This window comes from Clostridium saudiense (genome assembly GCF_000577815.1).
Taxonomy (GTDB): domain Bacteria; phylum Bacillota; class Clostridia; order Clostridiales; family Clostridiaceae; genus Clostridium; species Clostridium saudiense.
On the sequence record NZ_CBYM010000041.1, the window covers coordinates 1 to 25,472 of the forward strand.

25 protein-coding genes and 2 pseudogenes are annotated in these 25,472 nt (G+C 26.6%); 18 read left to right on the top strand and 9 right to left on the bottom strand.

Translation table 11 applies throughout. The features are described from left to right. Positions 1 to 212 precede the first annotated feature (212 nt). Entirely contained in the window at positions 213 to 1,205 is a 993-nt protein-coding gene (locus TY07_RS14720; protein WP_042401835.1) for a polysaccharide deacetylase family protein, read from the top strand. A 365-nt stretch (positions 1,206 to 1,570) separates the two neighbouring features. Here the strand turns inward: TY07_RS14720 and TY07_RS14725 are convergent, their stop codons facing one another. Next, positions 1,571 to 2,128 (bottom strand): class IV adenylate cyclase, encoded by a 558-nt coding sequence (locus tag TY07_RS14725; RefSeq protein WP_042401771.1) that lies wholly within the window; start codon positions 2,126 to 2,128, stop codon positions 1,571 to 1,573. A gap of 388 nt (positions 2,129 to 2,516) precedes the next feature. Here TY07_RS14725 and TY07_RS14730 point away from each other — a divergent pair, with 388 nt between their 5' ends. The 3 genes from TY07_RS14730 to TY07_RS14740 are packed head-to-tail and all read left to right on the top strand — an operon-like array spanning position 2,517 to position 4,513. Then, entirely contained in the window at positions 2,517 to 2,879 is a 363-nt protein-coding gene (locus TY07_RS14730) for a GntR family transcriptional regulator (protein ID WP_042401775.1), read from the top strand. Positions 2,880 to 2,883: 4 nt separating this feature from the next. After that, the gene (locus TY07_RS14735; protein ID WP_042401778.1) at positions 2,884 to 3,756 is read left to right on the top strand and encodes an ABC transporter ATP-binding protein; all 873 of its coding nucleotides are present in this window, start codon (positions 2,884 to 2,886) and stop codon (positions 3,754 to 3,756) included. 1 nt (position 3,757) lies between these two features. Beyond that, positions 3,758 to 4,513 carry a hypothetical protein gene (locus TY07_RS14740; protein WP_042401781.1) on the top strand — a complete coding sequence of 252 codons (756 nt, stop codon included), beginning with the start codon at positions 3,758 to 3,760 and terminating at the stop codon, positions 4,511 to 4,513. 49 nt (positions 4,514 to 4,562) lie between these two features. Here the strand turns inward: TY07_RS14740 and TY07_RS14745 are convergent, their stop codons facing one another. Next, positions 4,563 to 5,924, bottom strand: a complete 1,362-nt coding sequence (locus TY07_RS14745) for a dicarboxylate/amino acid:cation symporter (RefSeq protein WP_042401789.1) — start codon at positions 5,922 to 5,924, stop codon at positions 4,563 to 4,565. Positions 5,925 to 6,264: 340 nt separating this feature from the next. Between TY07_RS14745 and TY07_RS14750 the strand changes: the two genes are divergently transcribed. The 4 genes from TY07_RS14750 (at position 6,265) to TY07_RS14765 (ending at position 10,563) form a co-directional block, all read left to right on the top strand. Then, positions 6,265 to 6,450, top strand: a complete 186-nt coding sequence (locus TY07_RS14750) for a hypothetical protein (protein ID WP_042401791.1) — start codon at positions 6,265 to 6,267, stop codon at positions 6,448 to 6,450. 306 nt (positions 6,451 to 6,756) lie between these two features. Then, a complete protein-coding gene (locus TY07_RS14755; protein WP_042401793.1) occupies positions 6,757 to 7,626 on the top strand; it encodes a shikimate dehydrogenase in 870 nt (289 codons plus the stop codon). A gap of 292 nt (positions 7,627 to 7,918) precedes the next feature. After that, positions 7,919 to 8,365 carry a type II 3-dehydroquinate dehydratase gene (gene aroQ, locus TY07_RS14760; protein ID WP_042401796.1) on the top strand — a complete coding sequence of 149 codons (447 nt, stop codon included), beginning with the start codon at positions 7,919 to 7,921 and terminating at the stop codon, positions 8,363 to 8,365. Positions 8,366 to 8,559: 194 nt separating this feature from the next. Beyond that, a complete protein-coding gene (locus tag TY07_RS14765; protein ID WP_042401799.1) occupies positions 8,560 to 10,563 on the top strand; it encodes an oxidoreductase in 2,004 nt (667 codons plus the stop codon). Between the two features lie 424 nt (positions 10,564 to 10,987). Here the strand turns inward: TY07_RS14765 and TY07_RS14770 are convergent, their stop codons facing one another. Both TY07_RS14770 and TY07_RS14775 read right to left on the bottom strand, forming a co-directional pair. Continuing rightward, entirely contained in the window at positions 10,988 to 11,662 is a 675-nt protein-coding gene (locus TY07_RS14770; RefSeq protein ID WP_042401801.1) for a potassium channel family protein, read from the bottom strand. Between the two features lie 11 nt (positions 11,663 to 11,673). Then, positions 11,674 to 12,207 carry a potassium transporter TrkG gene (locus tag TY07_RS14775; RefSeq protein ID WP_423752217.1) on the bottom strand — a complete coding sequence of 178 codons (534 nt, stop codon included), beginning with the start codon at positions 12,205 to 12,207 and terminating at the stop codon, positions 11,674 to 11,676. A 272-nt stretch (positions 12,208 to 12,479) separates the two neighbouring features. Here TY07_RS14775 and TY07_RS14780 point away from each other — a divergent pair, with 272 nt between their 5' ends. The 8 genes and pseudogenes from TY07_RS14780 to TY07_RS18155 all read left to right on the top strand — a co-directional run. Beyond that, the gene (locus TY07_RS14780) at positions 12,480 to 13,019 is read left to right on the top strand and encodes a DUF4342 domain-containing protein (RefSeq protein WP_042401804.1); all 540 of its coding nucleotides are present in this window, start codon (positions 12,480 to 12,482) and stop codon (positions 13,017 to 13,019) included. Between the two features lie 146 nt (positions 13,020 to 13,165). Next, positions 13,166 to 13,714 (top strand): UBA domain-containing protein, encoded by a 549-nt coding sequence (locus TY07_RS14785; RefSeq protein WP_042401806.1) that lies wholly within the window; start codon positions 13,166 to 13,168, stop codon positions 13,712 to 13,714. Further along, on the top strand, positions 13,714 to 14,394 hold the full coding sequence (locus TY07_RS14790; protein WP_042401809.1) for a response regulator transcription factor: 681 nt from the start codon (positions 13,714 to 13,716) through the stop codon (positions 14,392 to 14,394). Before TY07_RS14785 ends, TY07_RS14790 begins: the two co-directional genes overlap by 1 nt. Continuing rightward, positions 14,387 to 15,640, top strand: a complete 1,254-nt coding sequence (locus TY07_RS14795) for a sensor histidine kinase (protein WP_042401811.1) — start codon at positions 14,387 to 14,389, stop codon at positions 15,638 to 15,640. Before TY07_RS14790 ends, TY07_RS14795 begins: the two co-directional genes overlap by 8 nt. 39 nt (positions 15,641 to 15,679) lie before the next feature. Next, entirely contained in the window at positions 15,680 to 16,444 is a 765-nt protein-coding gene (locus TY07_RS14800) for a sugar phosphate isomerase/epimerase family protein (RefSeq protein WP_042401814.1), read from the top strand. 201 nt (positions 16,445 to 16,645) lie between these two features. Continuing rightward, positions 16,646 to 19,912, top strand: a complete 3,267-nt coding sequence (locus TY07_RS14805; RefSeq protein WP_042401817.1) for a sensor histidine kinase — start codon at positions 16,646 to 16,648, stop codon at positions 19,910 to 19,912. A gap of 243 nt (positions 19,913 to 20,155) precedes the next feature. Next, positions 20,156 to 20,854 carry a hypothetical protein gene (locus TY07_RS14810; protein WP_042401820.1) on the top strand — a complete coding sequence of 233 codons (699 nt, stop codon included), beginning with the start codon at positions 20,156 to 20,158 and terminating at the stop codon, positions 20,852 to 20,854. Between the two features lie 136 nt (positions 20,855 to 20,990). After that, positions 20,991 to 21,110, top strand: a pseudogene (locus TY07_RS18155) (ZIP family metal transporter); the annotation flags it as partial. Positions 21,111 to 21,244: 134 nt separating this feature from the next. Here TY07_RS18155 and TY07_RS17710 read toward each other — a convergent pair. After that, a pseudogene (locus tag TY07_RS17710) lies at positions 21,245 to 21,415 on the bottom strand (winged helix-turn-helix transcriptional regulator); the annotation flags it as partial. 23 nt (positions 21,416 to 21,438) lie between these two features. Here TY07_RS17710 and TY07_RS18440 point away from each other — a divergent pair. Both TY07_RS18440 and TY07_RS14820 read left to right on the top strand, forming a co-directional pair. After that, complete coding sequence (locus tag TY07_RS18440) at positions 21,439 to 21,627, top strand: flavodoxin family protein (RefSeq protein WP_042401823.1); 189 nt, start codon at positions 21,439 to 21,441, stop codon at positions 21,625 to 21,627. 7 nt (positions 21,628 to 21,634) lie between these two features. After that, entirely contained in the window at positions 21,635 to 21,796 is a 162-nt protein-coding gene (locus tag TY07_RS14820) for a nitroreductase family protein (RefSeq protein ID WP_156327479.1), read from the top strand. Between the two features lie 112 nt (positions 21,797 to 21,908). Here the strand turns inward: TY07_RS14820 and TY07_RS14825 are convergent, their stop codons facing one another. From TY07_RS14825 to TY07_RS14840, 4 genes are all read right to left on the bottom strand, one after another. Further along, entirely contained in the window at positions 21,909 to 23,012 is a 1,104-nt protein-coding gene (locus tag TY07_RS14825) for a DHHW family protein (protein ID WP_042401829.1), read from the bottom strand. A 108-nt stretch (positions 23,013 to 23,120) separates the two neighbouring features. Then, the gene (locus TY07_RS14830) at positions 23,121 to 24,011 is read right to left on the bottom strand and encodes an MBOAT family O-acyltransferase (protein ID WP_078061395.1); all 891 of its coding nucleotides are present in this window, start codon (positions 24,009 to 24,011) and stop codon (positions 23,121 to 23,123) included. Positions 24,012 to 24,034: 23 nt separating this feature from the next. Further along, positions 24,035 to 24,412 (bottom strand): DUF4358 domain-containing protein, encoded by a 378-nt coding sequence (locus tag TY07_RS17465; protein WP_196048947.1) that lies wholly within the window; start codon positions 24,410 to 24,412, stop codon positions 24,035 to 24,037. 247 nt (positions 24,413 to 24,659) lie between these two features. Continuing rightward, the gene (locus tag TY07_RS14840; RefSeq protein ID WP_042401832.1) at positions 24,660 to 25,448 is read right to left on the bottom strand and encodes a GDSL-type esterase/lipase family protein; all 789 of its coding nucleotides are present in this window, start codon (positions 25,446 to 25,448) and stop codon (positions 24,660 to 24,662) included. Positions 25,449 to 25,472 lie beyond the last annotated feature (24 nt).

Sequence of the window (25,472 nt, forward strand, 5' to 3'; positions counted from 1 at the left end):
TATAAAAATATAATTATTGGAACTTTATTTAAAGGTAAAAAGTCTAATAAATATTATTGTATTTAGATTTTATTTATTTGTAACACTTTTGTAACGAATTCGACTATAGTTATATTGTATATTAGTAGTGAGGAGAAAATGTTTATATATTAAGTAAACTTAAAATAAAATATAAATCAGTGAAGGGATGTCAGCAAAGGATGGGTAAAAGAATGAGGAAGCGAAATAAGAAGAAAAGAAAACAAAGACAAGTAGCGATTATATTGGGGAGTATATTAATAGCAGTGTCGATAGTTTTATGTATTAAATTTATACCAAAGCATGAAGAACAAAAGTTACAAATTACAATTCCTAATGAAAATCAAAATGGGACAAGTAATAATACAGAATCTAATAATGAAAATGAAGTAGAAAATAATAAAGATCAATCAGATGATAAAGATAAAGTAGAAGAAAATAAATTAGATAATAGTGGTTACTTATCATTTGAAGAAGACCCTAATGCTGATGATGCTGCAATGGTTGCTGAAAACACTAAAGGGCTTTTAAATGGAACAAAACATTATCCAGTAAGAACTGATGGTAAAAAGGTAGTTTATTTAACTTTCGATGATGGACCATCAACAACAAATACACCACAAGTATTAGACATATTGGATAAATATAATGTTAAAGCAACATTTTTTGTTTTAGGTTCATCCATAGATAAGAGCGATGAAGCAAAAGAAATATTAAAAGAAGAAGTTAAAAGAGGACATGCAATAGCAAATCATACATATGGTCACGATTATTCATATTTATATCCTAATAGAACTATGAATGTAAATAACATTGTATCAGATCTTGAGAAAAGTCAAAATTCAATGAAAGCAGTATTAGGTGAAGATTTCTCAACAAGAGTTATTAGATTGCCGGGTGGATATTGGTCATGGGAAGGTCGTACTGCAATGAAGGAAGCTATGGAACAGAATGGATACTATAATGTTGATTGGAATGCATTAAATAAAGATGCTGAAGGGAAAATGAAAAATGCTGATGAATTAGTACAATGTACTAAAGAAAGTGTAGAAGCTTTAGGACCTAATGCAGATAGTGTAGTTCTTTTAATGCATGATACATATGGGAAAGAGGAAACAGTAAAAGCTCTTCCAAGAATAATAGAGTACTTACAAAGCCAAGGCTTTGAATTTAGAACTATAAAATAGTATAAAGTTATTAATTCAAATTGGATTGTGACTAAAACCGCACATCTGATAATTAAAAAAACGCAAATGTAATATTAGTAATGTTTATAATTAAAGTAGTGTTATGGCGATTGCAACTATAATTTACTTTACTATGCATATATAGAAAAAAGAAATATTATATTGAAGGGAATATTGAAATTGAACCGTAGAATTTAATAATTGATGGAAGATAATTTGTGTGAAGAAGATTATATGTTTGAACATAGTGAGTTTATAATCTTTAGCAAATTATCTGGAATCAATTATATAAATTCAAGGTGAGATTTAACTAATTCCCGGAAGTATAATATTTCTTTTTTTCGCTATTATACGTTGAAACTGAATTATCGCCCTTTGATTTCTCCTTCGATTCCTCTTTCAGCTAAAATTTCATAAATAGTCTTAGAAGTAGTGTCAGCTAAAGTATAACCAATTAATTTAAGAATTTCTTCAAGCTTTTCTTCAGAAGTAGTTTCAATTTCTAAGTATGGGAAAGGACAAAAACTCTTATCATTAATATCAATTTCAATTAAAGAATCATTAATTTTATAGCTTTCTCTATATTTAGAAATAGATTCTTGAAGTACAAGACCTAAAGATTTAAATATCCTTCTAGCCATTTCTCCATCTTCAACAATGGTTTCATTTTCTTCCATAACTTTAAAAGTGCCTTGACTTAACATTTTTTTAGTAGTCATAAATACAGTTTCTTTTCCTGTAAGTCTATCAATAGTAGTTCTAACTCTAGCATATCCCTTATCAGCTAAAAGTCTACCATCTTCAAAATCATATATTTCATTAACTTGGTCTTCAGATTTAACTTTAATTGCACCTAAAGATTTCATTTTATTTCTAATATCATCAACATCAATATCCATTACTCTAGTTTCTAATTCTTTCATTAAATAGTACTCCTCTCAATTTTAAAATAATAATAGTTCTATTATACAATAAATAAGTTATATTAAAAATAATCAAGTGAAGAGCCCTTTATTAAATAGGAATAAATTTAGAATATAAATAGGATGAAATATATATGTATGATAATAAGTTAGATTAAATAAAGTATTGAGTGATTTTTATAGAGAAGATTGCTTAATAAATTTGAAATAATAAATATATAGTATAGATAGATTAAAGGAGTTAATGCTTGTGATTAAGTGTAAACTCCTTTTTTGATGTAAAAATATACAAGTTAAATATTGACAAAAATAGCAATGGGTTATATAGTTAGTTATATAAGTAATTAACTAATTAACAAACTAATAAAAAGGAGGTTGGATATATAATATGATTATAGAATTTAACAACGATATTCCTATTTACATTCAAGTAGCGCAAGCAATAGAAGATAGTATTATAAAAGGAATATTCAAAGAGGATGAAATGATACCATCAACTACAGAGATATCAGTGAAATATAAAATAAATCCTGCTACAGTAGGGAAGGGATTTAATATTTTAGTTGATGAAGGAGTTATATATAAAAAAAGAGGTGTTGGGATGTTTGTTTCAAAGGGAAGTAAAGAATTATTAATGAACAAAAGAAAAGAAAGCTTTTTTAATGATTATATAGTTACACTCTTAGATGAGGCAAAGAAGTTAAATATATCAATAGAAGATATTATAAAGATGATTAATAAAGAGGGGTAAAGATATGTCTATAATAGAGATTAAAAAGGTCAGTAAGAGTTATAACAAAAAGCAAGTCTTAAATAATATAAATATAACATTTGAAGAAAATAAAATTTATGGGCTATTAGGAAGAAATGGAGCTGGAAAGACTACCTTATTAAATTTAATTACGGATAGGGTAGTAGTAGATTCAGGTGAAATAACTATTGATGGCGAAAATGTTTATGAGAATGATAACGCTTTAGAAAAGATATATTTTATGACGGAAAGAACTTTATATCCGGAAGATTATAAAGTAAAAGAAATATTTAAATGGACTAAAGAATTTTATAATAATTTTGATAGTGAATATGCTTTAGAATTAGCAAAGAAATTTAATTTAAATATAAATACTAAGATAAAAAATCTTTCTACAGGATATAACTCCATATGTAAAATAATAACTACACTTGCTTCAAATGCAAATGTTTTAATATTTGATGAGCCAGTACTTGGACTTGATGCAAATCATAGAGAGTTGTTTTATAAAGTGTTAATGGAAAATTATATTAAAAGTCCTAAAACTATAATTTTATCTACTCATATTATTGAAGAAGTCTCAAACTTAATAGAAAAGGTAATTATTTTGAATAATAGCAAAGTTATAAGTAGTGATGAAGCAGAAGAGTTATTAAAAAAGGCATATACAGTTTCAGGTTTAACTGAAAATATTGATAAATTTGTAGAAGCAAAAAATATAGTAAATGTTGAAGAAATAACATCATTTAAATCTGCAACTATAATAGGTAATTTAACTAAAGAAGATAAAAAGTTAGCAGAAGATTTGGGGTTGAAGTTTTCAAAGGTTGAATTGCAAAAGTTATTTATATATTTAACTGAAAAGGAGGAAGTTTAATATGAAAAGTTTAAGAATTGCAAAAATGAATATCCAATCGGTTATGAAATCAGCAATGGTATACTATTTGATTTTTATTGCTATAGTTATGGCTTTATGTATAGGTAATTATGTTGGTGGATTAAAAAGTACAATGTCAGGTATAGAATTTGCAACTGTAATTTTCTTATTTGTTTGTGGATTAAACTCCTTTAAATCAAATTTCTATTTTGCTAAAAGTAATGGTATATCTAGAAGGACATTTATTAAGGGGTTATTAATATCAAGTATTCCATTGGCTTTAATTATGTCAATCATAGATATTATTATAAATAGAGCAAATAATATTTTTATTAGAAATCCTACTTTATATGATATGGCTTATGGGAACCTAGTGGATGGGATGAATAATGTTTTTAATGGAATGTGGGTACAAAGTAATAGTTTTACCACAATTTTAAATACAATATTATTTCAATTTTCATTTTATCTTGTAGCTTATATAGTTGGAATAGTTATTAATATGATTTATTATAGATCTAACAAATATGTAAAAGTTATTGTATCAGTTATTCCAGTGGTATTTATAATATTTAGTGGGAATTTTTCGATAAGAAATCCAGGGTTAACAATGAAAATAAATAAGTTTCTTGATTATATATTTGGATTTAATCCGGTAAATGTGTTTGCTTGTATACTAACATTTTTAATATTAGTAGTAGTTTTATCAGGTATTGCATTGTTATTAATTAGGAAAGCAGTAATTAAAGAAAGATAAATAATAAATTAAGGAGTATCTATATTAAGTTTAGATACTCCTTTTAATATTAACTATTATATATTTCTTTATTTAAGCAACCTTCAGAATTAGCTACAACTACTGCAGTTGCAGAATCTCCAATTACATTTAAGCAAGTAATTAGCATATCTATAGGTCTATTTATAGCAATAATTAATGAATAAGCTATAAGTGTAGCTTCATTATTAAATCCCATACCTGTTAATACTGTAAAAAGTATTATTGATGATGAACCAGGTGCAGAAGGTGTACCTATAGAAGCTATTAATGCTAAAACTGCTATTAATATTACATTTTGAATAGTAAGGCTATATCCAGAACTAGCTGCAATGAAGATAGCGGCTATAACTTGCATGATTGCAGTACCGTTCATGTTGATAGTCATGCCTAAAGGAAGTACAAAAGAAGCAATATCTTTATTAACTCCAAGTTCTTCAACTGTTGTTTTTTCATTTAATGATAATGCAGCAGAAGAAGCAGCGGCTGAAAAACCTAAAAGAGCAACTTTAGCAATCTTTTTCATGAATATAATAGGATTTAATTTAGTGTTTAAATAAACAAATACTGGATAAGCAATAACTAAGAATATTATTGATGCAATGGCAACAGTAAGCATATAGGCTAATGCTGGCTTTAAACGGTCTAAACCATATACTGCAAAAGTTCTAGTAATTAATACAAAAACAGCAAATGGACTAAACTTAGTTATAATAAATCCTAAAAATACACTAATTATATTATTTATATCGATAAGTAAATTCTTTAAAATTAATATCTTTTCACCTAGAGCATTAATACATAAACCAACAACCACAGCTAAAAATACTATAGATAATACCATTGAATTATTACTCATAACATTAGCTATGTTATTTGGAACTGCATTAAGTACTACAAGTAGAGGATTGCTACCAGTAGATGTAGTTACAGATGTAGTAGCGCTACTAGAAAGATTAACATTAAAAAATCCAAGTTTGTAAGCTGAAAATCCGAATACACAGGCAGTCGCTAATGCAAATACAGAAGTTATTAAAAAACCTAACAATGTTTTTGATGATATTCTTCCAAGTTTTTTAGTATCACTAATATGACACATAGCAAGAGCTATTGATGAAAATACCATTGGAATTATTATTAATTGAAGGCAGTTAATAAACAATTGGCCCAGTATGTAGAAAATACCTAAAGAATTCCTTCCTTCTTCAGTTGTTATATCTTGAAACAGAATACTATTAATACTATTCCAGATTAATCCTTTATCATTAGCAAGCAAGTATTCTCTTAATAAAATGAAAGCAGTACCAACAATTAAAGCTAGTGCAAGAGATATTGCCATTCTTATAGCTAGCGCAGTAGATTTGTTTTTTCCTTTTGTAAAATTAAATTTCATAAAATTATCTCCCAATAATTAATATAAGTTGGTTAATAGAATAACTTTGTAAAGGTTATCTATAGGTAGATTTAAAATTAAGTGTTTAATATTATATTAATGGAATATAATTATTTAACGTTATGATAAATAATATATTAGATAAAATAATATGTCAATAATTTAACTATTGATATAAAAGGAAGTTATAAGAATTTAAAAGGTAATTATAAAAATATAAAATTAAATCTATAGATAAAAACTATAATATCGATAGAAAATATCTATAAAAAGAATTACTTATTAAATAAAAAAGTGATAAAATATTTATATAATTATAAATTATAAGGGGGCATACAAAATGAAATTTAATAAGGTAAATATGGGGCAATATAATATGATGAAAGTTAAAGAAGTACTTAAATGTAGCATTTGTAATGAGGATACTAACTATGTAGATTATTGGAATGGAAATAAATTTTGTTCTACAGAATGCCAAGAAAAGTATTATAAATGGATGAAGACAAATAAAGGATCAATAGCATAGTATATTTAATATGATGAATTATTTATAATTCATCATTATTTTTATGTATTTATAAACTGTAGTTATGTAAAATAATTAATATATAGCTTATATCTATAGATAATGTTGTTAAAATCAATTGGATTAGTATGGAGTGCTGGAATATAATAAAAGAGAATTAAGTGTTAAATATTTAACGTTCATTATTTTTATAAAAAATATTAAGACGGATTAAATGGAATTTTTATAAAAAATATTAAGACGGATTAAATGGATTAATAATAGCTTAAGATAAAATAAGCTATTTACTATAAAGGAGAGAATACAATGGAAAGACGTATTTCAGGTTATACTACATTAATAGGATTATTAGCAACACCAATTAAGCATACAAGTTCACCAAAGATGCATAATGAAGCATTTAGATATTTAGGTTTAGATTATGCTTATCTTGCATTTGAAGTTGGAAATGATGGATTAGAAGATGCAGTAAAGGGATTAAAAGCAATGCAAGCTAGAGGTTGCAATGTATCAATGCCAAACAAAACTGTTATTCATAAATACTTAGATAAATTAACTCCAGCTGCAGAACTTGCAGGAGCAGTAAATACAGTTATAAATGATAACGGTGTTTTAACTGGACATATAACTGATGGTGTTGGTTATATGAGATCATTAAGCGATGCTGGATTTGATGTTATCGGTAAGAAGATGACTATAGTTGGAGCTGGTGGAGCAGCTACAGCAATTTGTATCCAAGCAGCTTTAGATGGAGTAGCTGAACTTTCAATATTCAACCAAGATGATGAATTCTTTGCAAGAGCAGAAGAAACAGTTAAGAAGATAAATGAAAAAACTAACTGTAAAGCTAAATTATTCAGATTAGAAGATAAAGAAGCTTTAAGAGCAGAAATAGCTACTTCAGCAATATTCACAAATGGTACTGGAATGGGTATGAAACCATACGTTGGTCAAACTTACATAGAAAAAGATATGTTAAGACCAGATCTTATAGTAAGTGACGTTGTATATCAACCAGCTAAAACTAGATTATTAGAATTAGCAGAAGAAGTTGGATGCCCAACTATAAATGGATTAGGAATGATGTTATTCCAAGGTGCAGAAGCATTCAAATGCTGGACAGGACAAGAAATGCCAATAGAACACATGAAAGAATTCTTATTCGGAGATAAGTAAGCTTCCAAATTTTAATTTGGCAAAGCGAACTTACACCTACGACGAATAGGAGTAGGTGTTTCCTAAAAAGCTTCCAAATTTTAAGTGACACTCTAAATCTTAGATTTAGTCAGTGGAACTTACCTACTTGATAATTTGGCAAAGCGAACTTGACTGAAACTCCAAATTTTAATTTGGTTAGTTGAAGTTACACACAGTGTACACCTACGACGAATAGGAGTAGGTGTTTCATTAAAAAAATAATATGAAATAAAATAGAGTAGTGCATAAGTGCATCTAGGAGGAAATAAATATGAAATTCATGGTAATAAACGGACCAAACATAAACATGATAGGTGTTAGAGAAAAAGGAATATACGGATCAAAGAGCTTCACTGAAATATGTGATTATATAAAAGAAGAAGGAGAAAAGAGAGGACACGAAGTAACTCTTCTTCAAAGCAACTGCGAAGGAACTATGATAGATTTCTTACAAAGAGCATACTTTGAAAAATTTGATGGTGTTGTTATAAACCCAGGAGCTTATACTCACTATAGCATAGCTTTACATGATGCAATAAAAGGAAATACAGGAATCCCAACAGTAGAAGTTCATATTTCAAATGTACATGCTAGAGAAGAATTCAGAAAAGAATCTAAAACAGCTCCAGCTTGCATCGGTCAAATGTGTGGATTTGGTGAAAAAGGTTATGTTTTAGCTATGGAAGCTTTAGAAGACTATATCACTAGAAATAAATAAGATTTGAATAAATAACGGCTGTTGCAATATGCACAGCCTTTTTTAATTTGATTAAAATTAATAGATAATATCTATTAAAAAAGCTTAAAATATTCATTAGATTTATAGTTTTAATAGAGTTATACTTATGTAAGAGATAATAGGAAAACAAAAGTTAAAACTTTATCAATATATAATTTATAGGAGAATGTAGGATGAATAAGTACCAAAACATATTTACACCATTAACAATTAAAAATATGACTATTAGAAATAGAGTTGCTATGCCTCCAATGGGAACAAACTACGGTGGAGCTATGGGAGATTTCACTGAAGAGCATGTTCAATATTATGAAAAGAGAGCTAAAGGTGGAACTGGATTAATAATTGTAGAAAATGCATGTGTTGATTTCCCTATGGGTTCAAATGGAACAACTCAAATTAGATTAGATCATGATAGATATATGCCAAATCTATTTAGATTAACTGAAAGATTACATAGACATGGTGCTTGCGTTGCTATTCAAATAAATCACTCTGGAGCATCAGCTGTACCAGGAAGAATAGAAGGAAATACACCAGTATCTTCTTCAAATGTACCTTCAAAAACTGGTGGAGCAATTCCAAGACCATTAACAGTTGAAGAAATATATGCAATTGCTGATAAGTATGCAGATGCTGCAAGAAGAGCTCAAATGGCTGGATTTGATGCAGTTGAAATTCACGGAGGACACTCTTACTTACTATGCCAATTCTTATCACCTTTATACAATAAGAGAACTGATGAATTTGGTGGAAGTTTAGAAAATAGAGTAAGATTCCCTAAATTAGTATTAGAAAAAGTTAGAGCTGCAGTAGGACCAATGTTCCCAATAAGCTTTAGATTTAGTGCAGATGAATTCATGGAAGGTGGAAACACATTAGAAGATACATTAGAAATGATGGAATACCTTATTGATGAAATTGATATATTAAATGTATCAGCTGCAGTTAATGATACACTTCAATATCAAATAGATGCTAACTATTTAAAAGATGGATGGCGTTCATACATGGCAAAAGCTTTCAAAGAAAAGTTTAATAAGCCAGTTATAACTTCAGGAAACATAAGAAATCCAGAAGTTGCTGAAAAGATATTAGCAGAAGGACATGCTGATTTATTAGCAATGGGACGTGGACTTATAGCTGATCCAGAATGGGTTAACAAAGTTAGAAGTGGAAGAGAAGATGAATTAAGAAAATGTATATCTTGTAACATTGGATGTGCTGGTCATAGAATCGGAATAAACAGACCAGTAAGATGTACAATAAATCCAGAAGTTATTTTAGGAGAAGAAGCTCATACTTCTATGAAAGTAAACAAGCCAGTTAACGTTGTTGTTATTGGTGGAGGAACTGCAGGGTTAGAAGCTGCTTGTACAGCTGCTGAAGTTGGATGTACAACATTCTTATTTGAAGCTAAACCTTACTTAGGTGGATTAGCTAGAGAAATAGCTAAATTACCAGCTAAAGATAGAATTAATGATTTCCCAAATTACTTAATTAACAGAGCTAAGAAGTTAAGAAATCTTTATATATTTACAAATACTACTGCTACAATGGAAGCAATAGAAAACTTAAAGCCTGATGTAGTTGTTAATGCTACAGGATCAACTCCATTATTACCTCCAATTACAGGATTACATGATAGAGTTGATAAAGAAGATTCAAAAGTATTATCAATCTTTGGATTAATAAATAATATTGAAAAGTTCAATGAAATGGACTTAGAAGGTAAGAAAATAGGAGTTATCGGTGGAGGAGCTGTTGGACTAGATGTAGTTGAATACTTCGCTCATAAAGGTGCTCATGTTACTATAGTTGAAAGAATGCCAGCTGTAGGAAATGGAATGGATATAATAACTAAGCTTGACTTTATGACTATGCTTAAGAAGAAGGAAGTAGATGTAAGAGTTGAAACTTCATTATTAGAAATTAAGGATAGCAGCTTTATTGTTAATAAAGATGGAGTAGATGAAGAAATAAGCTTTGATTATGGATTTGTATGTTTAGGAATGAGAGCATACTCACCATTAATGGCTTCATTACAAGAAAACTTTGCTGGAACTAATGTTGAAGTTGTTAACATTGGTGATAGTGTTAGAGCTAGAAGAATTATTGAAGGTGTTGAAGAAGGTAGACATATTACTGATACACTTAAGAGAATTGGAGCTCTTTAATAGAGAATAAGTATAACCCAGTTGATGAATCAGCTGGGTTATTTTTATGACAGAAATATCAGTTGAGATAAAATAAGTATTTAATCCAAAATTATAATGGTTATTTATGGGATATTGATGGTGTTTATAAATTATGATATTATTTTAGTGTTCATCGGAGGGTATATATACGATTGTTATATGCTGGATAATATGGTTGGATAAGACCAACTATCTTATCTAGCATTTTTGATTTTCAGGAGGATTTTTATTTATGGAAGAAAAATAAAATAGTTAATCTTTAATTCTTCTTATATTTTAGATTAGTTTACTAAAAATATTATATAAGCAAAGTAAATAATAAAGATAAACTTTATAGTTTTATAGCCTTAGCCATTAATTAAAAATGGTTAAGGCTAATTATTACATATATGTTGATATACACTTATTTAATATCTAAAAATTCTTCAAGAGCTCGTATATTAATTTTTTTACCTATGACTACAAGTAAGTCATCTTTTCTTAATATACAGCTAGGATCAATTTCTATTATTGTATTTCTATCTCTTTCTAAAGCTATAATATTTAAATTGAAATTATCACGTATTTTAGAATTTGATATTGTTTTTCCATCTAATCTATCAGTTATTTTAATTTTTTCTATATGAATATCATTATTTAATTCAATGAACTCTAAAGCCTCTTCATTTAATAGTCTATTTGCAATTCTAACAGCCATATCACTTTCAGGATATACAACTTGTGCACCTATTTTTTCCAAAACACAGCCTTGTTCATAAGTTATTGCTTTAGAAATTACCCTAGGTACCCCTAGGTTAATAACATTTAATGTAGTTAAGATATTTACATCTATTTTTTCACCTATGCATACAAATACTGTTTCACAATTTTGAATTCCAGTTTCTTGTAAAGTTTCTTTGTCTAAGTTATTAACTACAAATGCGTTATCTGTAAATCCTCTAATATTCTTTATTTTATTTTCATCACAATCTAATACTATAACATCTTTTCCTGATTCTATTAATGTTTTTGCTAAGGAAAATCCAAATCTTCCTATTCCTATTATTCCAAACTCTACTACTGATTTATAATTAAACATAAACATTTCTCCTATCCTATTATAACTGTTTCTTCTGAGTAACATGCATCTGATGGCTTTTTAAAGCTCCAAATAGTGGCTATTGTCATAGGTCCTAATCTTCCAATAAACATAATTAAAGAAATAATAAATTTACTTAAAGCAGAAAGATCAGGTGTTATTCCAGTTGATAATCCCACTGTACCAAAAGCACTAGTTACTTCAAATAATAATTGCATAAAAGTATAATTTGGTTCTAAAATACTTAAGATAAATGTTCCAATACATATAACAAACAATGCTAAAATGGTAACATTAAATGCCTTTAGTATTACACCAAGGGGAATTTTCCTTTTAAAAGCAGTACAATGTTTGTTAGTAGACGTACTATAAATACTTTTATTTAATGTAAATAAAGTTGTAGTTTTTATACCACCACCAGTAGATCCAGGTGACGCCCCTATAAACATTAAAATAATTAATACAAATAATCCGGCATTTGTAAAATTACTTAATGTATAAGTGCTGAATCCTGCCGTTCTAGCAGATGTACTGAAAGTTAATATCTATGTATTCCCATGTAGTTTTATGGATAATTATATATAAATGGATATCTAATTTCAATAAGTTTATTAATCTTCCAATGTTAAAAATTTATAACAAAAATTTAACAATATTTTAACGGCATTAATATTATTTTTAAGTAGTATTCTTTTTTAATCTAATTTTAATCTTTCTTATATTTTAGATTAATTTACTAAAAGTATTATATAACCATGGTAAACAACAAAAATAAATTTATCTGAAGTTTAGAATTCAGTTTATGGAGGTTATATAAATGGAAAGAAATGAAATGATTAAAAAATTAATGGAGAAAGCTTATGTAACTAATGAAGAGGCACAAGAAGTATTAGAAAAATGTAATTGGGATCTTTTAGATGCAATAATTTACTTGGAGAGAAATGGAAAAGTAGAAAATAATGAAACTACTACTATTATTGAAGTAAAAGAGGAGGAGCAAAAGAAAGAAGATTACAGTAAAAAAAAGGACGAAAGCTATGGTGGAATTGGAGAAGTTATTGGAAGAATATTTAAATGTTTAGGAAAGATTATTTCTAAAGGAAATAAGAATTATTTTGAAATTAAAAAGGATAATGAAAAACCAATAAGAATATCTTTAACAATCTCAATAATTTTATTAATACTATTTATGCCACCAACTGTAGTATTATTAATAATAGGTTTATTCTGTGGGTATAAGTATTCAGTTGGAGGACCTAATATGAATTGTGATGGAGTAAATGATGTTTTTGAAAAGGTATCAGAATCAGCGGATACTATAAAAAAAGATTTTAAAAAAGGATATGAAGAAAATTAATATAGCATAAAAGGAGTCTTGAATTATTTTCAGGATTCTTTTTATTTTTATGGGTTATTTAGAAATATTTTGTATAATGGTATAATTTAATAAATAGGGATAGAATTTAAATAATGTGTTAGTAAATAAAAGCTGGAGGAACATTTGTGGATAAGCTTAATCTTGTAGAAAAGTTAAAAGAAAAAACAGGAATAAATTATGAAGAAGCAAAATGTGTATTAGAAATAAATAATTGGGATATACTTGATTCAATTTTGTATTTGGAAGAGCAAGGAAAGGTAAAGAGACCTTCTGTTAGTATATTTTATACTAATGAATATAATGAAAACTATGAAGACGAAGATCAACAATTTAATTTTCAGGAAGTTAAAAAAGATAACAATTATAAATCGAATAATAACTTTGAAGGAATTTTTGAAGCTATATGTAAGGTTATAGATACATGCAATAATATTTTTATAGAAATAATGGGTAAAAATAATTTCTTTTTAAAGCTGCCTCTTACAGTAGTTATTGTTCTTTTAATATTTGGATTTTGGATATTAATACCTCTTGTTGTCATTGGATTATTTTTAGATATAAAATTTTCAGTAGAATCTAAAAAGGTTAATACTGATAAGACTAATGATATTTTAAGCAAAATATCAAAAGAGGTACAAAATATTAAATCAAAAATAAAGTCTGGAGGTAAATAATGATTAAAGTTTTAGTTGTTGAAGATGAAGAAAAAATTGCGAGATTTATAGAACTAGAATTAATTCATGAAGGGTATAAAGTAATAAAAGTTAATAATGGGAGAGAAGGGCTTGAAATTGCTGAAAAGGGTGAAGTAGATTTAGTCCTTCTAGATGTTATGCTTCCAGAGCTTAATGGACTTGAGGTATTAAGGAGACTTAGAAAAACATCAGATATTCCAGTAATAATGTTAACAGCAAGGGATGCTGTTATGGATAAGGTGTCAGGGCTTGACGCTGGTGCAGATGATTATATAACAAAGCCTTTTGCAATTGAAGAGTTACTTGCAAGAATAAGAACAGCACTTAAAAAGAGAATAGTTACAGCAAAAAAGGATGAAGATGTAATAAAATGTGGATTATTAAGCTTAGATAAAATGAAGCATAAAGTAATGTATGATAATAATGAAATTGAATTAACTAATAGAGAGTTTACCTTACTACAAATATTAATGGAAAATAAAAATATAGTATTAACTAGAGATGTACTTATTGAAAAGGCATGTGGCTATGATTATATTGGAGAAACAAATGTAATAGATGTTTATATTAGATTTTTAAGAACTAAAATAGATGATGTTTTTAATACTAAAATAATAACTACAGTTCGTGGTGTAGGATACGTAATAAAAGATGAGTAAGAAGAGAAAAACAAAGAATGTTATATCTATTGCAATAAAGCTTAATGCAATACAAGTAAGAGATTTATTTTTTAAGTTCCTTATAATAGATACCATTATTCTTATAATTTTAATAGGATTATGGTGTATTGATGCTGAAAAAAACTTTTATGGAGAATTAGTAAATAATGCTCAAAGATCAATAAATTTTTATCCAATAGAAACGGCTACATATACGGTAATATGGGATAATGGAAAAACTATGGTTAAGGAAGCAAGTGATTTCTTATATAATATAAGAAAAATATTAATTATAATTGGAATAGTAGAATGTATATTTTTATTAGAAGAAATAATATTTGGTACAGCTAAGGTTAGAAGAATTTTAAAACCTCTTAGTGAAATAGCAGAAACAGCAGACAGACTTAGTGATATGGTATTTGATGAAGAAAAGTTTCATAGTTTAGAAGATGCTATATCAAAAATTAGTCCTACTTCTTCAGAAGAAAGAATTCATATTGGAGATAGTGAGTTTAAGGGGTTAGAGGATGCTATTAACAAATTATTAGATAGAATGAGAGATTCTTATAGGCAACAGGCGCGATTTGTTTCTGATGCTTCACATGAACTTAGAACTCCTATTTCAGTAATTCAAGGTTATGCAAATATGCTTGATAGATGGGGAAAAAGTGATGAAAGTGTATTAGATGAATCTATTGAAGCAATAAAGTCTGAAGCTGAAAATATGAAAAATTTAGTTGAGCAATTATTGTTTTTAGCAAGAGGTATTAACGGTAAAACTCAGCTAACTATAACAGAATTTTCTTTAAGTGATATGATTAAGAATGTTGTAGAAGAATCTAAAATGATAGATGATAAACATATATATAGTTATATTAAGTTAGAGGATGTTAATATTTATGGAGATAGTGGTCTTCTTAAGCAAACTGCTAGGATATTAGTTGAAAATGCAGCAAAATATACTGAAGAGGGAGAAGATATAATACTAAAAATAGGGAGAAATAATAAGGGAGAAGCTTATTTTTCTGTACAGGATAATGGAATTGGAATGGATGCTGAAGATGTGTCACATATATTTGAGCGTTTCTTTAGGGCTGATACTGCGAGGGTCAGAAAAAATGGTGGTACTGGGCTTGGATTATCTATAGCTAAATGGATCATTGATAATCATAATGGATATTTTAGTGTTTTGAGCAGAAAGGAAATAGGTACAAGAATTACAGTGTATCTACCACAAAACAAATAGAAAAATTTTAAAAATTAAGATAAAGAGAGAGTAGATATTATGGGGAAAATATATATATCACAACTTTTCCCAGAGGAGAGAGTTAATAAGATATTAAATAAGTATGATATTGGACTTGAAATAATTGAGTTTGGAATAGGATATACATTAGATAAAGATGACAATGGTATAGTAGAATATTACAAAAGAAATGGTGAGTTAATAAAAAATAGATCATTATCTATACATGGGCCTTTTTTAGATTTAAACACAGCAAGTTTTGATAATATGATTAAACAAGCTACATTAACACGATACAATCAAGCATATTCTGTTGCAAAAAGGTTAGGTGCAGATAGAATAGTTTTTCATTCATGCTATTATGAAGATGTATATTTTAAAGATGTATATATAAATAATTCCTTAGAGTTTTGGAATGAATTTTTAATTGATAAGGATGAAAGCATAAATATACATATTGAAAATATGTATGATAAAGATTTATTAGTTTTAAAGGAGCTTGTTGATAAAATTAATAGCAATATTATTTCTATTTGTTTAGATATAGGTCATGCAAATTGTTACTCTAATCAATCATTAGAAGAAATAATTAAATTATTAGGTAGTAGAATAGGACATTTACATTTAAATAATAATGATGGTAAAAAAGATAGTCATCGTGGATTTAATAGTGGAAATATTGATGTTATAGAGACATTAGAATTGATAGATAAATATTGTAATAATCCATCAATGACAATTGAAGTAAGTGACTTTAAGGAAGCAGAAGAATCAATCTCAATTATAATTAAAAGAAATAAATAGTAAAAATTAAATAGGAAATTGATGTAAATGTAAAATAGAACTAGTTCGATGTTAAGCTAGTTCTATTTTTTTAAGAAAAATATTAAAAAATTGATAATTCGAAGGAAAAATGTACAATATTATTGAAAAAAATGTTGGTTTTTATATAATATAATTGGTAATATTTTAATATGTGATAGGTATAAATGGGGTAGGAGATTAATGAGATTAAAAGCAGTAATAAATGTAGTAATTATATGTGTTTTAATTAATATTTTTAGTTTTAAAAGCACATCTGCAGATATATTAGGAAGAGAAAGACAGTTTGATAAATTATCTGTTACTGAAGGACTTTCTAATGATTATATAACAACAATTTTTCAAGATAGTAAAGGGTATATGTGGATAGGTACACAAGATGGGCTAAATAGATACGATGGTGAAGTAGTAAAGACATATAATGCAGATATTAATAGCTCAAATTCTTTAAGTTCAACATATATAAATGTTATAGTAGAAGATGATTTCGGAAATATATGGATCGGAACCGATAACGGTTTGGATATTATAATAAATAATATTTATGATGTAGTACGGGTTAAGGAATATAAGAATATTAAGTATAATTTAGGAGAAGTAGAAATTACAGCAATATTAAATACTAGTTACGAAGAAAATATTATGTTAGTTGGTACTTCAAATGGATTAATAAAATTAAATATTGAGACTTGGGAAGCTGAAGAATTTTATAATGATGAGGGAGATGATAACTCATTGACCAATTCGTATATAACATGTTTAGAAGAGGACTTATATAATTGTATATGGGTTGGTACAAAAAATGGAATAAATATAATAGATAAAGATTTTAAAATTGCATATAGTCAAACTAAAATATATGAAAATAAATTATTTATTTATGATATTGGGAGTAATAGTTTAGGGGAAATGTGGATTTCTACAAAAGAAGGAATTATTATATGTCACATTAATAATGTTGAATCAATGCAAATTGTTATTTTATCAAGTGATGGTGTAAAATTATATAGCTTTGATGAAGATAAGATAGAGAGTATTTTGGAAAATCAATATATAGATATATATAATAATAGTTTTATTATGAGTGATAGTAAAGATAATATGTGGATATCTAGTAGCGATGGAATCAAAGTGTATTTTAGAGATATTATGGAGATGGTAGAATTTAAGAAAGATATAAAAATACAGAATGATCTTTCTAGTAATGTTATAACATGCTTTTATGAAGATATTAATGGTGTAATATGGATAGGTACTGATAGAGGGGTAAATATATTAACAGGGAATAAACAATTTAACCATACAATAAGAAATGATCAAGGCGGTGGGCTGTTATATGATAAAGATATAATGTCTATTTTACAACATGGTGAACAAATATGGGTAGCTACAAAATTTAATGGAATATACATATATAATAAAGCTGGAGATTTAATAACCCACTTAGAAAAAAGTGATAGTGAGATTAATTTAAATGATAATTATATAAAAAATATGTTTAGTATAAATAATCAATTTATTATTATTACTACTAATAAAGAGTTACTAGCAATTGATACAAAAAATTATTCATATACACGTGATACATATGAGCAGGATTATTTTTATGAAGTGAATTATTTATATAATGATGGAGAAAAAATATGGACAGCTACTGAAAAGGACTTTTACGCTTATGATATTAATTCAGAAGAAAAAATATATTATAGCAATGAATTAAGGGAAGCTAATATAAATCCAGGTAATATAAAATATATTATAGCAGATAATAAGGACAATGATATTATTTGGCTAAGTGGTAGTGATACTGGGGTAATTAAATATAGTAAAGAAAATGGTATTATTAAACAATATATTAATGACTCATCAGATAAAAAATCATTAATTAGTAATAATATAAATTGTATGACTTTTGATGAGTTGGGGAATTTATGGATAGGAACTAATATGGGATTAAGTAAATTGGATGTAGTGTTAGAGAAATTTACTTCATATACAACGGCCGAAGGATTAATTAATAATTTCATAAATTCAATATTACCTGATAAAGATAATAATATTTGGATAAGTAGTAATAAAGGATTGAGCAAATTAAATTTAGCAACAAAAGATATAATAAATTTTACTGAGATGGATGGGATATATGGGAGTAAATTTAATTTAAGATCTAGTATCATATGTAGAGATGGAACTATGATGTTTGGAAGTACAAAAGGGATTACTTACTTTAAACCAGAAGAAATAGTTGAGCCGGAAAAAACTAATGATAAAGTAGTTATTGGAGATATTTTAATAGGAAAACGAAAGGAAGTTTATGATGAGAATGAACTAATTTTAGAGTATGATGATAAAGATTTATTCATTGATTATTTCTTACCTGATTACAGTAATTTAGATAATATAACTTATGAATATATGATTGAAGGAATTGATTCAGATTGGATATATGTAGATTCTAGTAGTGACTTATCTATAAAATTTTTAGAGCCAGGTAAATATATTTTAAAAATACGAGCTAGAGATGGACATGGTAATTTAACTGAAGAAACAATTATGAATATGAGGGTTAAAAATCCTATATGGAAAACACCTATAGCTTATTTAGTATATATATTTACAGTAGGGGTAGTAGTTTTATATATCTTTACTTATGTTAAGATATTAAGAAAATTAGTAAATCAAAAGACAATGAAATTAAATAATCAATTAGAAGAAAATAAAAGGTTAAGTGAAGAAATAATAAATAAAGAGAAATTTAAAAATAATTACTTTGTAAACTTATCACATGAGCTTAGAACACCTATAAATGTAATATCATCAACAGTTCAATTGATAAATACTTTTAATAAAGAAGGTTCTATAAATAAAGAAAAGTTAAGTAAATATATGCAGATTATAAGTAAAAATTGTGAGAGCTTATTAAAAATAATAGGTGATATTATAGATAGTTCAAAGATAGAAACTGGTCATTATAAAATTAATAAAGAAAATAATGATATAGTTTATATAGTGGAAGAAGCTGCACTTAATATGAGTAAATATATTGAGGAGAAAGGCTTAAGTCTTATAATTGATCCAGATATGGAGGAAAAAGTAATATCTTGTGATGCTACTGAAATTGAAAGATGTGTGATTAATCTATTAGGTAACGCAGTGAAATTTACTCCAGAAGGTGGAGAAATATATGTATTTATTTCAGAGGTTAATCAATACATTGAAATCACTGTAGAGGATACAGGTATAGGAATATCAGAAGAGGATCAAGAGTTTATCTTTAAAAGATTTTCACAAGTGGATGGGGCTAATATTACAAAGGTAAGTAGTAGTGGGATTGGGCTTACACTTGTTAAGTATATAGTTGAGCTTCATGGGGGATACGTTAGACTTGAAAGTGAAGTTAATAACGGAAGTAGGTTTACTATAGGACTTCCTAGTGTATTGGAAGAGTAAGTTTTTATTAAATTTAGAAGTTAGAATTAACTAAGGTTCATGTTAGCTATAACTTTTTTCAGTAAGAAATATAAAGGGTTTTAGTATAGAGCAACTAAAAAAGATAACAATTATTATTAAAAATAAACTAATAAACTTATCATGTATTAGATATATGGTAAGTTTATTTTTATGGCTATAAAATGATAGAAAATAAAGTCAAATTCAAATAGTGAATTAAAGTTAAAAGGGGAGCGGTGGATTATGATTAATAAAAAAACTATCTTAGATGATAATGCATCAATTTATAAAAAGCATAGTGATAGGCCGAAAAAAGAATCATTAAAGAAAATGTCTAAAGAAGAAAAATGGCAATATTTCAAAGATTATTATTTAAAAAAAGTGATTGTTTCTATAGTAATTATTATTGGTATTGGCTATTTTTTGAATATAATGGTATTTAATAAAACTACAGATATTTTAGCAATAGGATTATTTGGTGGGATAGAAATTAATAATAAAGAGGAAGTTCAAGAAGAGTTAAGATCTGTATTAGAAATTACTAATGAGAAAGATGTTATATCAATTAAAAGCTTACAAGAAAATGATAGAAGATTATTTGATTTAATGGGTGCTGATGCAATACAATTATTGATTATGAAAGAAGATGACTTTAAATCATTAAGTGAAAAGGGAGCATTAACTGATTTCTCTACAATTTTAAATGAAGAAGAATATAATTCTTTAAATAATAAATTTGTAATGGCAAAAGTTACAGAGCTAGATGATAAGGGTAACATTGCAAGTATAAGTGACGAAGCACCTTATGGAATAAAGATTGATGATAAAGTATTATTAAATGGTGAGATTTATTCAGATGAAGATATATATATAGGAATACTTATTGATTCTAAGAATACTGAAAATGCTAAACAAGCATTATTATATATGATTGAAAAATAAAAAAGTTCCTGATTAAATGGGTATATTTAGTCAGGAACTTATTTATAATATATAAATATTTATAAAGATCACAAGAATAATTGATAATGATTATCAAATGAGTTATAAAAATATAATTTATTTTAATAAAGAAGGTCATGTTGTTGTTGAAGAATTAATTCCAGAAAGCTCAATTGGAGATCATTCTGATATAGGGACAATAGGATTTGCAATAGGTTTTGTAATTATGATGATTTTAGATGTGGCATTATCCTAGTAGATAATATTATAAATATAATTAATTGAGTAATGGATATTATTCTTAGAATGAAATGAATTTATATAAATAGTGATAAAATTATAGAAAGCTAATCATTCTAAATAGTTAAAGGAATGATTAGCTTTTAATTTTTATTTTTTACAAGAAATAACTATATCATGGTTATTTGCATAATCATATGACCAGTCACATAAATCATTTAAGATTTTTTCTAAACTACGACCACCTTCAGTAAGAGAATATTCTACCTTAGGTGGAACTTCAGGATAAACCTTTCTATTAACTAACCCTTTTTCTTCTAAATTTAACTTATGTAGAAATGTTTATGTCAACAACAAACTATTGGAATGTTATTAATAGAACAACTCCGGATGAGGTATTGGAAGATGAAGAAGGTATGCAAATAATGAGAGTATTAGGAAATAATATGGCATTTTTAATGAATGCCTTAGAGGGTACAAAAGCTACTATGTATGCTCAAAAAATGAAAATAAAGTATTTACATGTTTTATAAGATAAAAATGGATCAATTAGAAGATAGAATGAATTATATTAGTGAATTATTTGATCTTTCTAAAAATATTAAGCCTTATTGTGTTCTACCAATAGGATATTCAACCGTAGAGATAAATCAAAAAGATAGATATGATGAAAGTAGAATTCATAAGGAAATATATAATTAAGAAATATAAAGAATAGTTAGATCATATAAGGATACAAACTATGAAGTTAGGTGTCTAAATATTTTGCTAGTAGATAATTATATTTAATTATCTACTAGCAATTTTTGTTTTGTTACATTCCAATGTTTAATATAGAATCATCGCTATTAAATGTATTAGCATTATATAAAAATAATATATCTGTTATTTCTTTATTTTCAATTAGAGTATTTAAGTCATCATAAAAATACCTTAAATCAACTACATTAATTTCACCATAATGAGAAGTTAAAAAAGGTAAAAAACAATTTGCGTATGAGTCTTTTATAATTAATAATTTATTATTTGGATCACCTAAGGTTTTTATATTAATTAGGGGATGATTTCCGCCGGTAAACACATTATATTTATCCTTTTTATCTAAATATGTATTGTCAAAGAGACTTGTACTTTTCTTTTGCTCATCTACATAAGTCACAATAAAGTCAGATTCTTTAGGTATGTATATATCAATACTGTCTGCCTTTTTACCTTGTATACCTATTTTAGAAGATAAACTTCCATAAAATGAATCAGTAACAGTAACAACATCAAAGTTTTCAATAGAATTTGGCGTTAAGCCTAATTTTTCACACATTACAGTGTAAGCAATATAAGCACCTTTACTTGTCCAGTGGTGATCTGTTTTATAAAATATGTACTCATCTTTATTTTCGCTTAAAGCTTCATATGGATTTATAGTGTTAATATTACTGTTTAATCCAGAAAAAACAGTATTTATATAAGATAATTCATCATCATTAGGAGCATATTTAGGTAAATTATCTTCAAGAACCTTAGTAGCTGTAGGGGTTAGCATAAAACTTATATTTAAGTTTTTATACTTTTCAGAAAAAGAATTTATGGCGTCTATTTTGGCTTTAGTTTCCTCTTCTGGTCCCTCTTCAAACTTTTCAAATAACTGTCCATCTTCTCCGATAAATACAGAGTTAATTTCAGTTTTTCCAGATAGCTTTTCTAAATTAGTCTTGATACTGACAAATCCCTTTCTTCCAGCAAAATTATCTTCTACATATTTTGTGTAGTTCTCAACAAAATCTCCACTTAAGAAGCTTTTTATTGTAAATTTAGGCATTGTTGCTAATACTCTATTTTCTTCTTCAGAGAATGTCTTATCGATTTTTAAGACATTAAAAAGTATTATAACTGTAATAAAGCATATAAATATTAAAGCCATAAGTACATTTAGAGCTCTATTATATTTTTTGATTTTCTTTTATTTATTTCATTTCTTTTAGTTTTATATTTTTTTGGGGGATTTTCCATAAAAATACCTCCTTAAAACCTAAAGTAAAGGTATATAAATATATTCTCTAAACCATCCTCCTAATGAAATATGCCATCTTCTCCAAAACTCAGTTATACTTTTTGATATATATGGATAATCAAAGTTCTCTAAAAAGTCAAAGCCAAACATATTAGCAAGACCTATTGCCATATCTGAATATCCACTAAAATCAAAGTAAATTTGAAGAGTAAAAGCAATTATACCTATCCAAGCTAATATAACAGATAAATCACTTGAATTTAATTCTTTTACTTGTGACCAAATTAAGCCTAGATTATTAGCTAGTATTACTTTTTTGCCTAAACCTATAATGAATCGCTGAACTCCTTTTCCAAATTTATTTATACTTTCTTTTCTATTAGAAAGTTGTTTATGTATATCAGTATATTTAACAATTGGGCCTGCAACAAGCTGTGGAAACATTGTAATATAAGCTGCAAAATCTATTAAGTTTCTTTGTGGTTTAGCTTTTTTCATATAAATATCAGATATGTATGATATTTGTTGGAATGTATAAAAGGATATTCCAAGTGGTAGAGCAATAGTTTTAACCTTTAAATCCAAGCCAATAATAGATCCTAAAGATTCTATAGCAAATCCATAATATTTAAAAAAGAATAGTATGCTTATATCTATAAGTAGTATTGTTATAAAAATGAATTTAGATTTTTCTTTATTGTTAATATGTACTCTAATTAATAAAGCGCCTAAATAGTTTATAAGTATTGATATAATAATTAGTACAATGTATATAGGTTCACCCCATGCGTAGAAGATTAAACTAGCTAAAAGTATAATAGTGTTTCTTAATCTTTTAGGAGCAACATAATAGCTTATTAAAACTAGTGGTAAAAATATAAATATAAAAATTAAGCTGCTAAAGACCATAGTTATTCACTCCAATTATTTAGTTATTTAAAGTTATCTTTAATTAGTTTATATATAGATGAAGAATTTTCAGAGATAATAAATATTAAATATTGTCCTTCTTCTTCTAATATGGCGTTTTCAATGATTCCATATTTTTCAGGATTATAGTTTTTAAAGCTTTCACTTTGTTTTTCTACTCTTGTACTAACTTTTGTTTTAATTTCATCCATGTTTGCGCCATGTTTTAACTTCAATATTAATATTTCTTCAACATCCATATTACTTTTAGGTGCATAAGATATAAAATCTTCAATAGATCCTATATTAATGTAATATAAATTTTTTAATGTTTTTTCATCTCCAATATTTATGGAGTCTAATTTTAGGTTTTCTTCTAAATTAGCTTTTATTGCGGACATATCGGCACTCTTAATACTTAATATAGGATATAAACCTATGAATAAAGATATAAGTATAACTATTTCAAGTAAATAATATTTTGTATACTTCTTTTGTTGGTTAAATTTTATTTTTTTATATTTATGTATCATATATAGTCCTCATTATAAATTTAATAATATTAATTAATCCATCAATTATGAAAATTTTAAATTATATAAAAGTATTTATATGGTAAAGTAAGTTTTGTTATATATAATTTAAATTTTACTGTATGTAATTAATAAGAAAGTCTAACCAGAATGTATAGAAATCATATTTATAATGAATTCCATCTTGTTCATGCAAATAATCTTTTTCAGTTATTACGCTGGCTAAATCTATATACGTACTACCTGTGGCGGTTGCAACTTCGTGAACTTTCAATCTAAAGTTATTTAAGTTTTCATTAGTTAATCTAGGATTGGTGTTAACTGCATTATCCATTACAGGAAGGGGAGATATTAAATAAATATTTGTTTTTGGTAGTACTGCTTTAATTGAATTAATAAGTTCAATATATTTTTCTTTAAATGCATTGGAGCTTTCTTCAGATGAATTACTATCAAAGGCAATAACATCATTCATACCATATAATAAAACTAAGTTTTTAGGATTAATACCTTGAAGCTTGTCCATATTTTGCAAAGCATTTACAACAGTATCCCCTTTATTGGCAATTACGTTATAGCTATCTAAAATACCAAATTCAGATAATGCTTCAGTTATGGAATCTCCCATGAAAATAGTATTTTCATAGTATTTACTATAATTGATATCCATTTTTTCAAGGGATTGATTTTCAATGTTATCATTTTTTTTATTTAAAATATCATTTTGATAAGTATCTATTTTATCTTGCAAATCAGCTAAAGATTTATTTTCAAGTTTTACAAGATAATCTTTTCGAGATTGACTTTTACTTTGAAAAACTTCATTTAACATACCTGTGATAAATGAAAATATAATATAAAATGACATTGTTAAGGTAATTACAGTTAATATTTTTCTTCTCATTTTATCTTCCTCTTAAATATTATC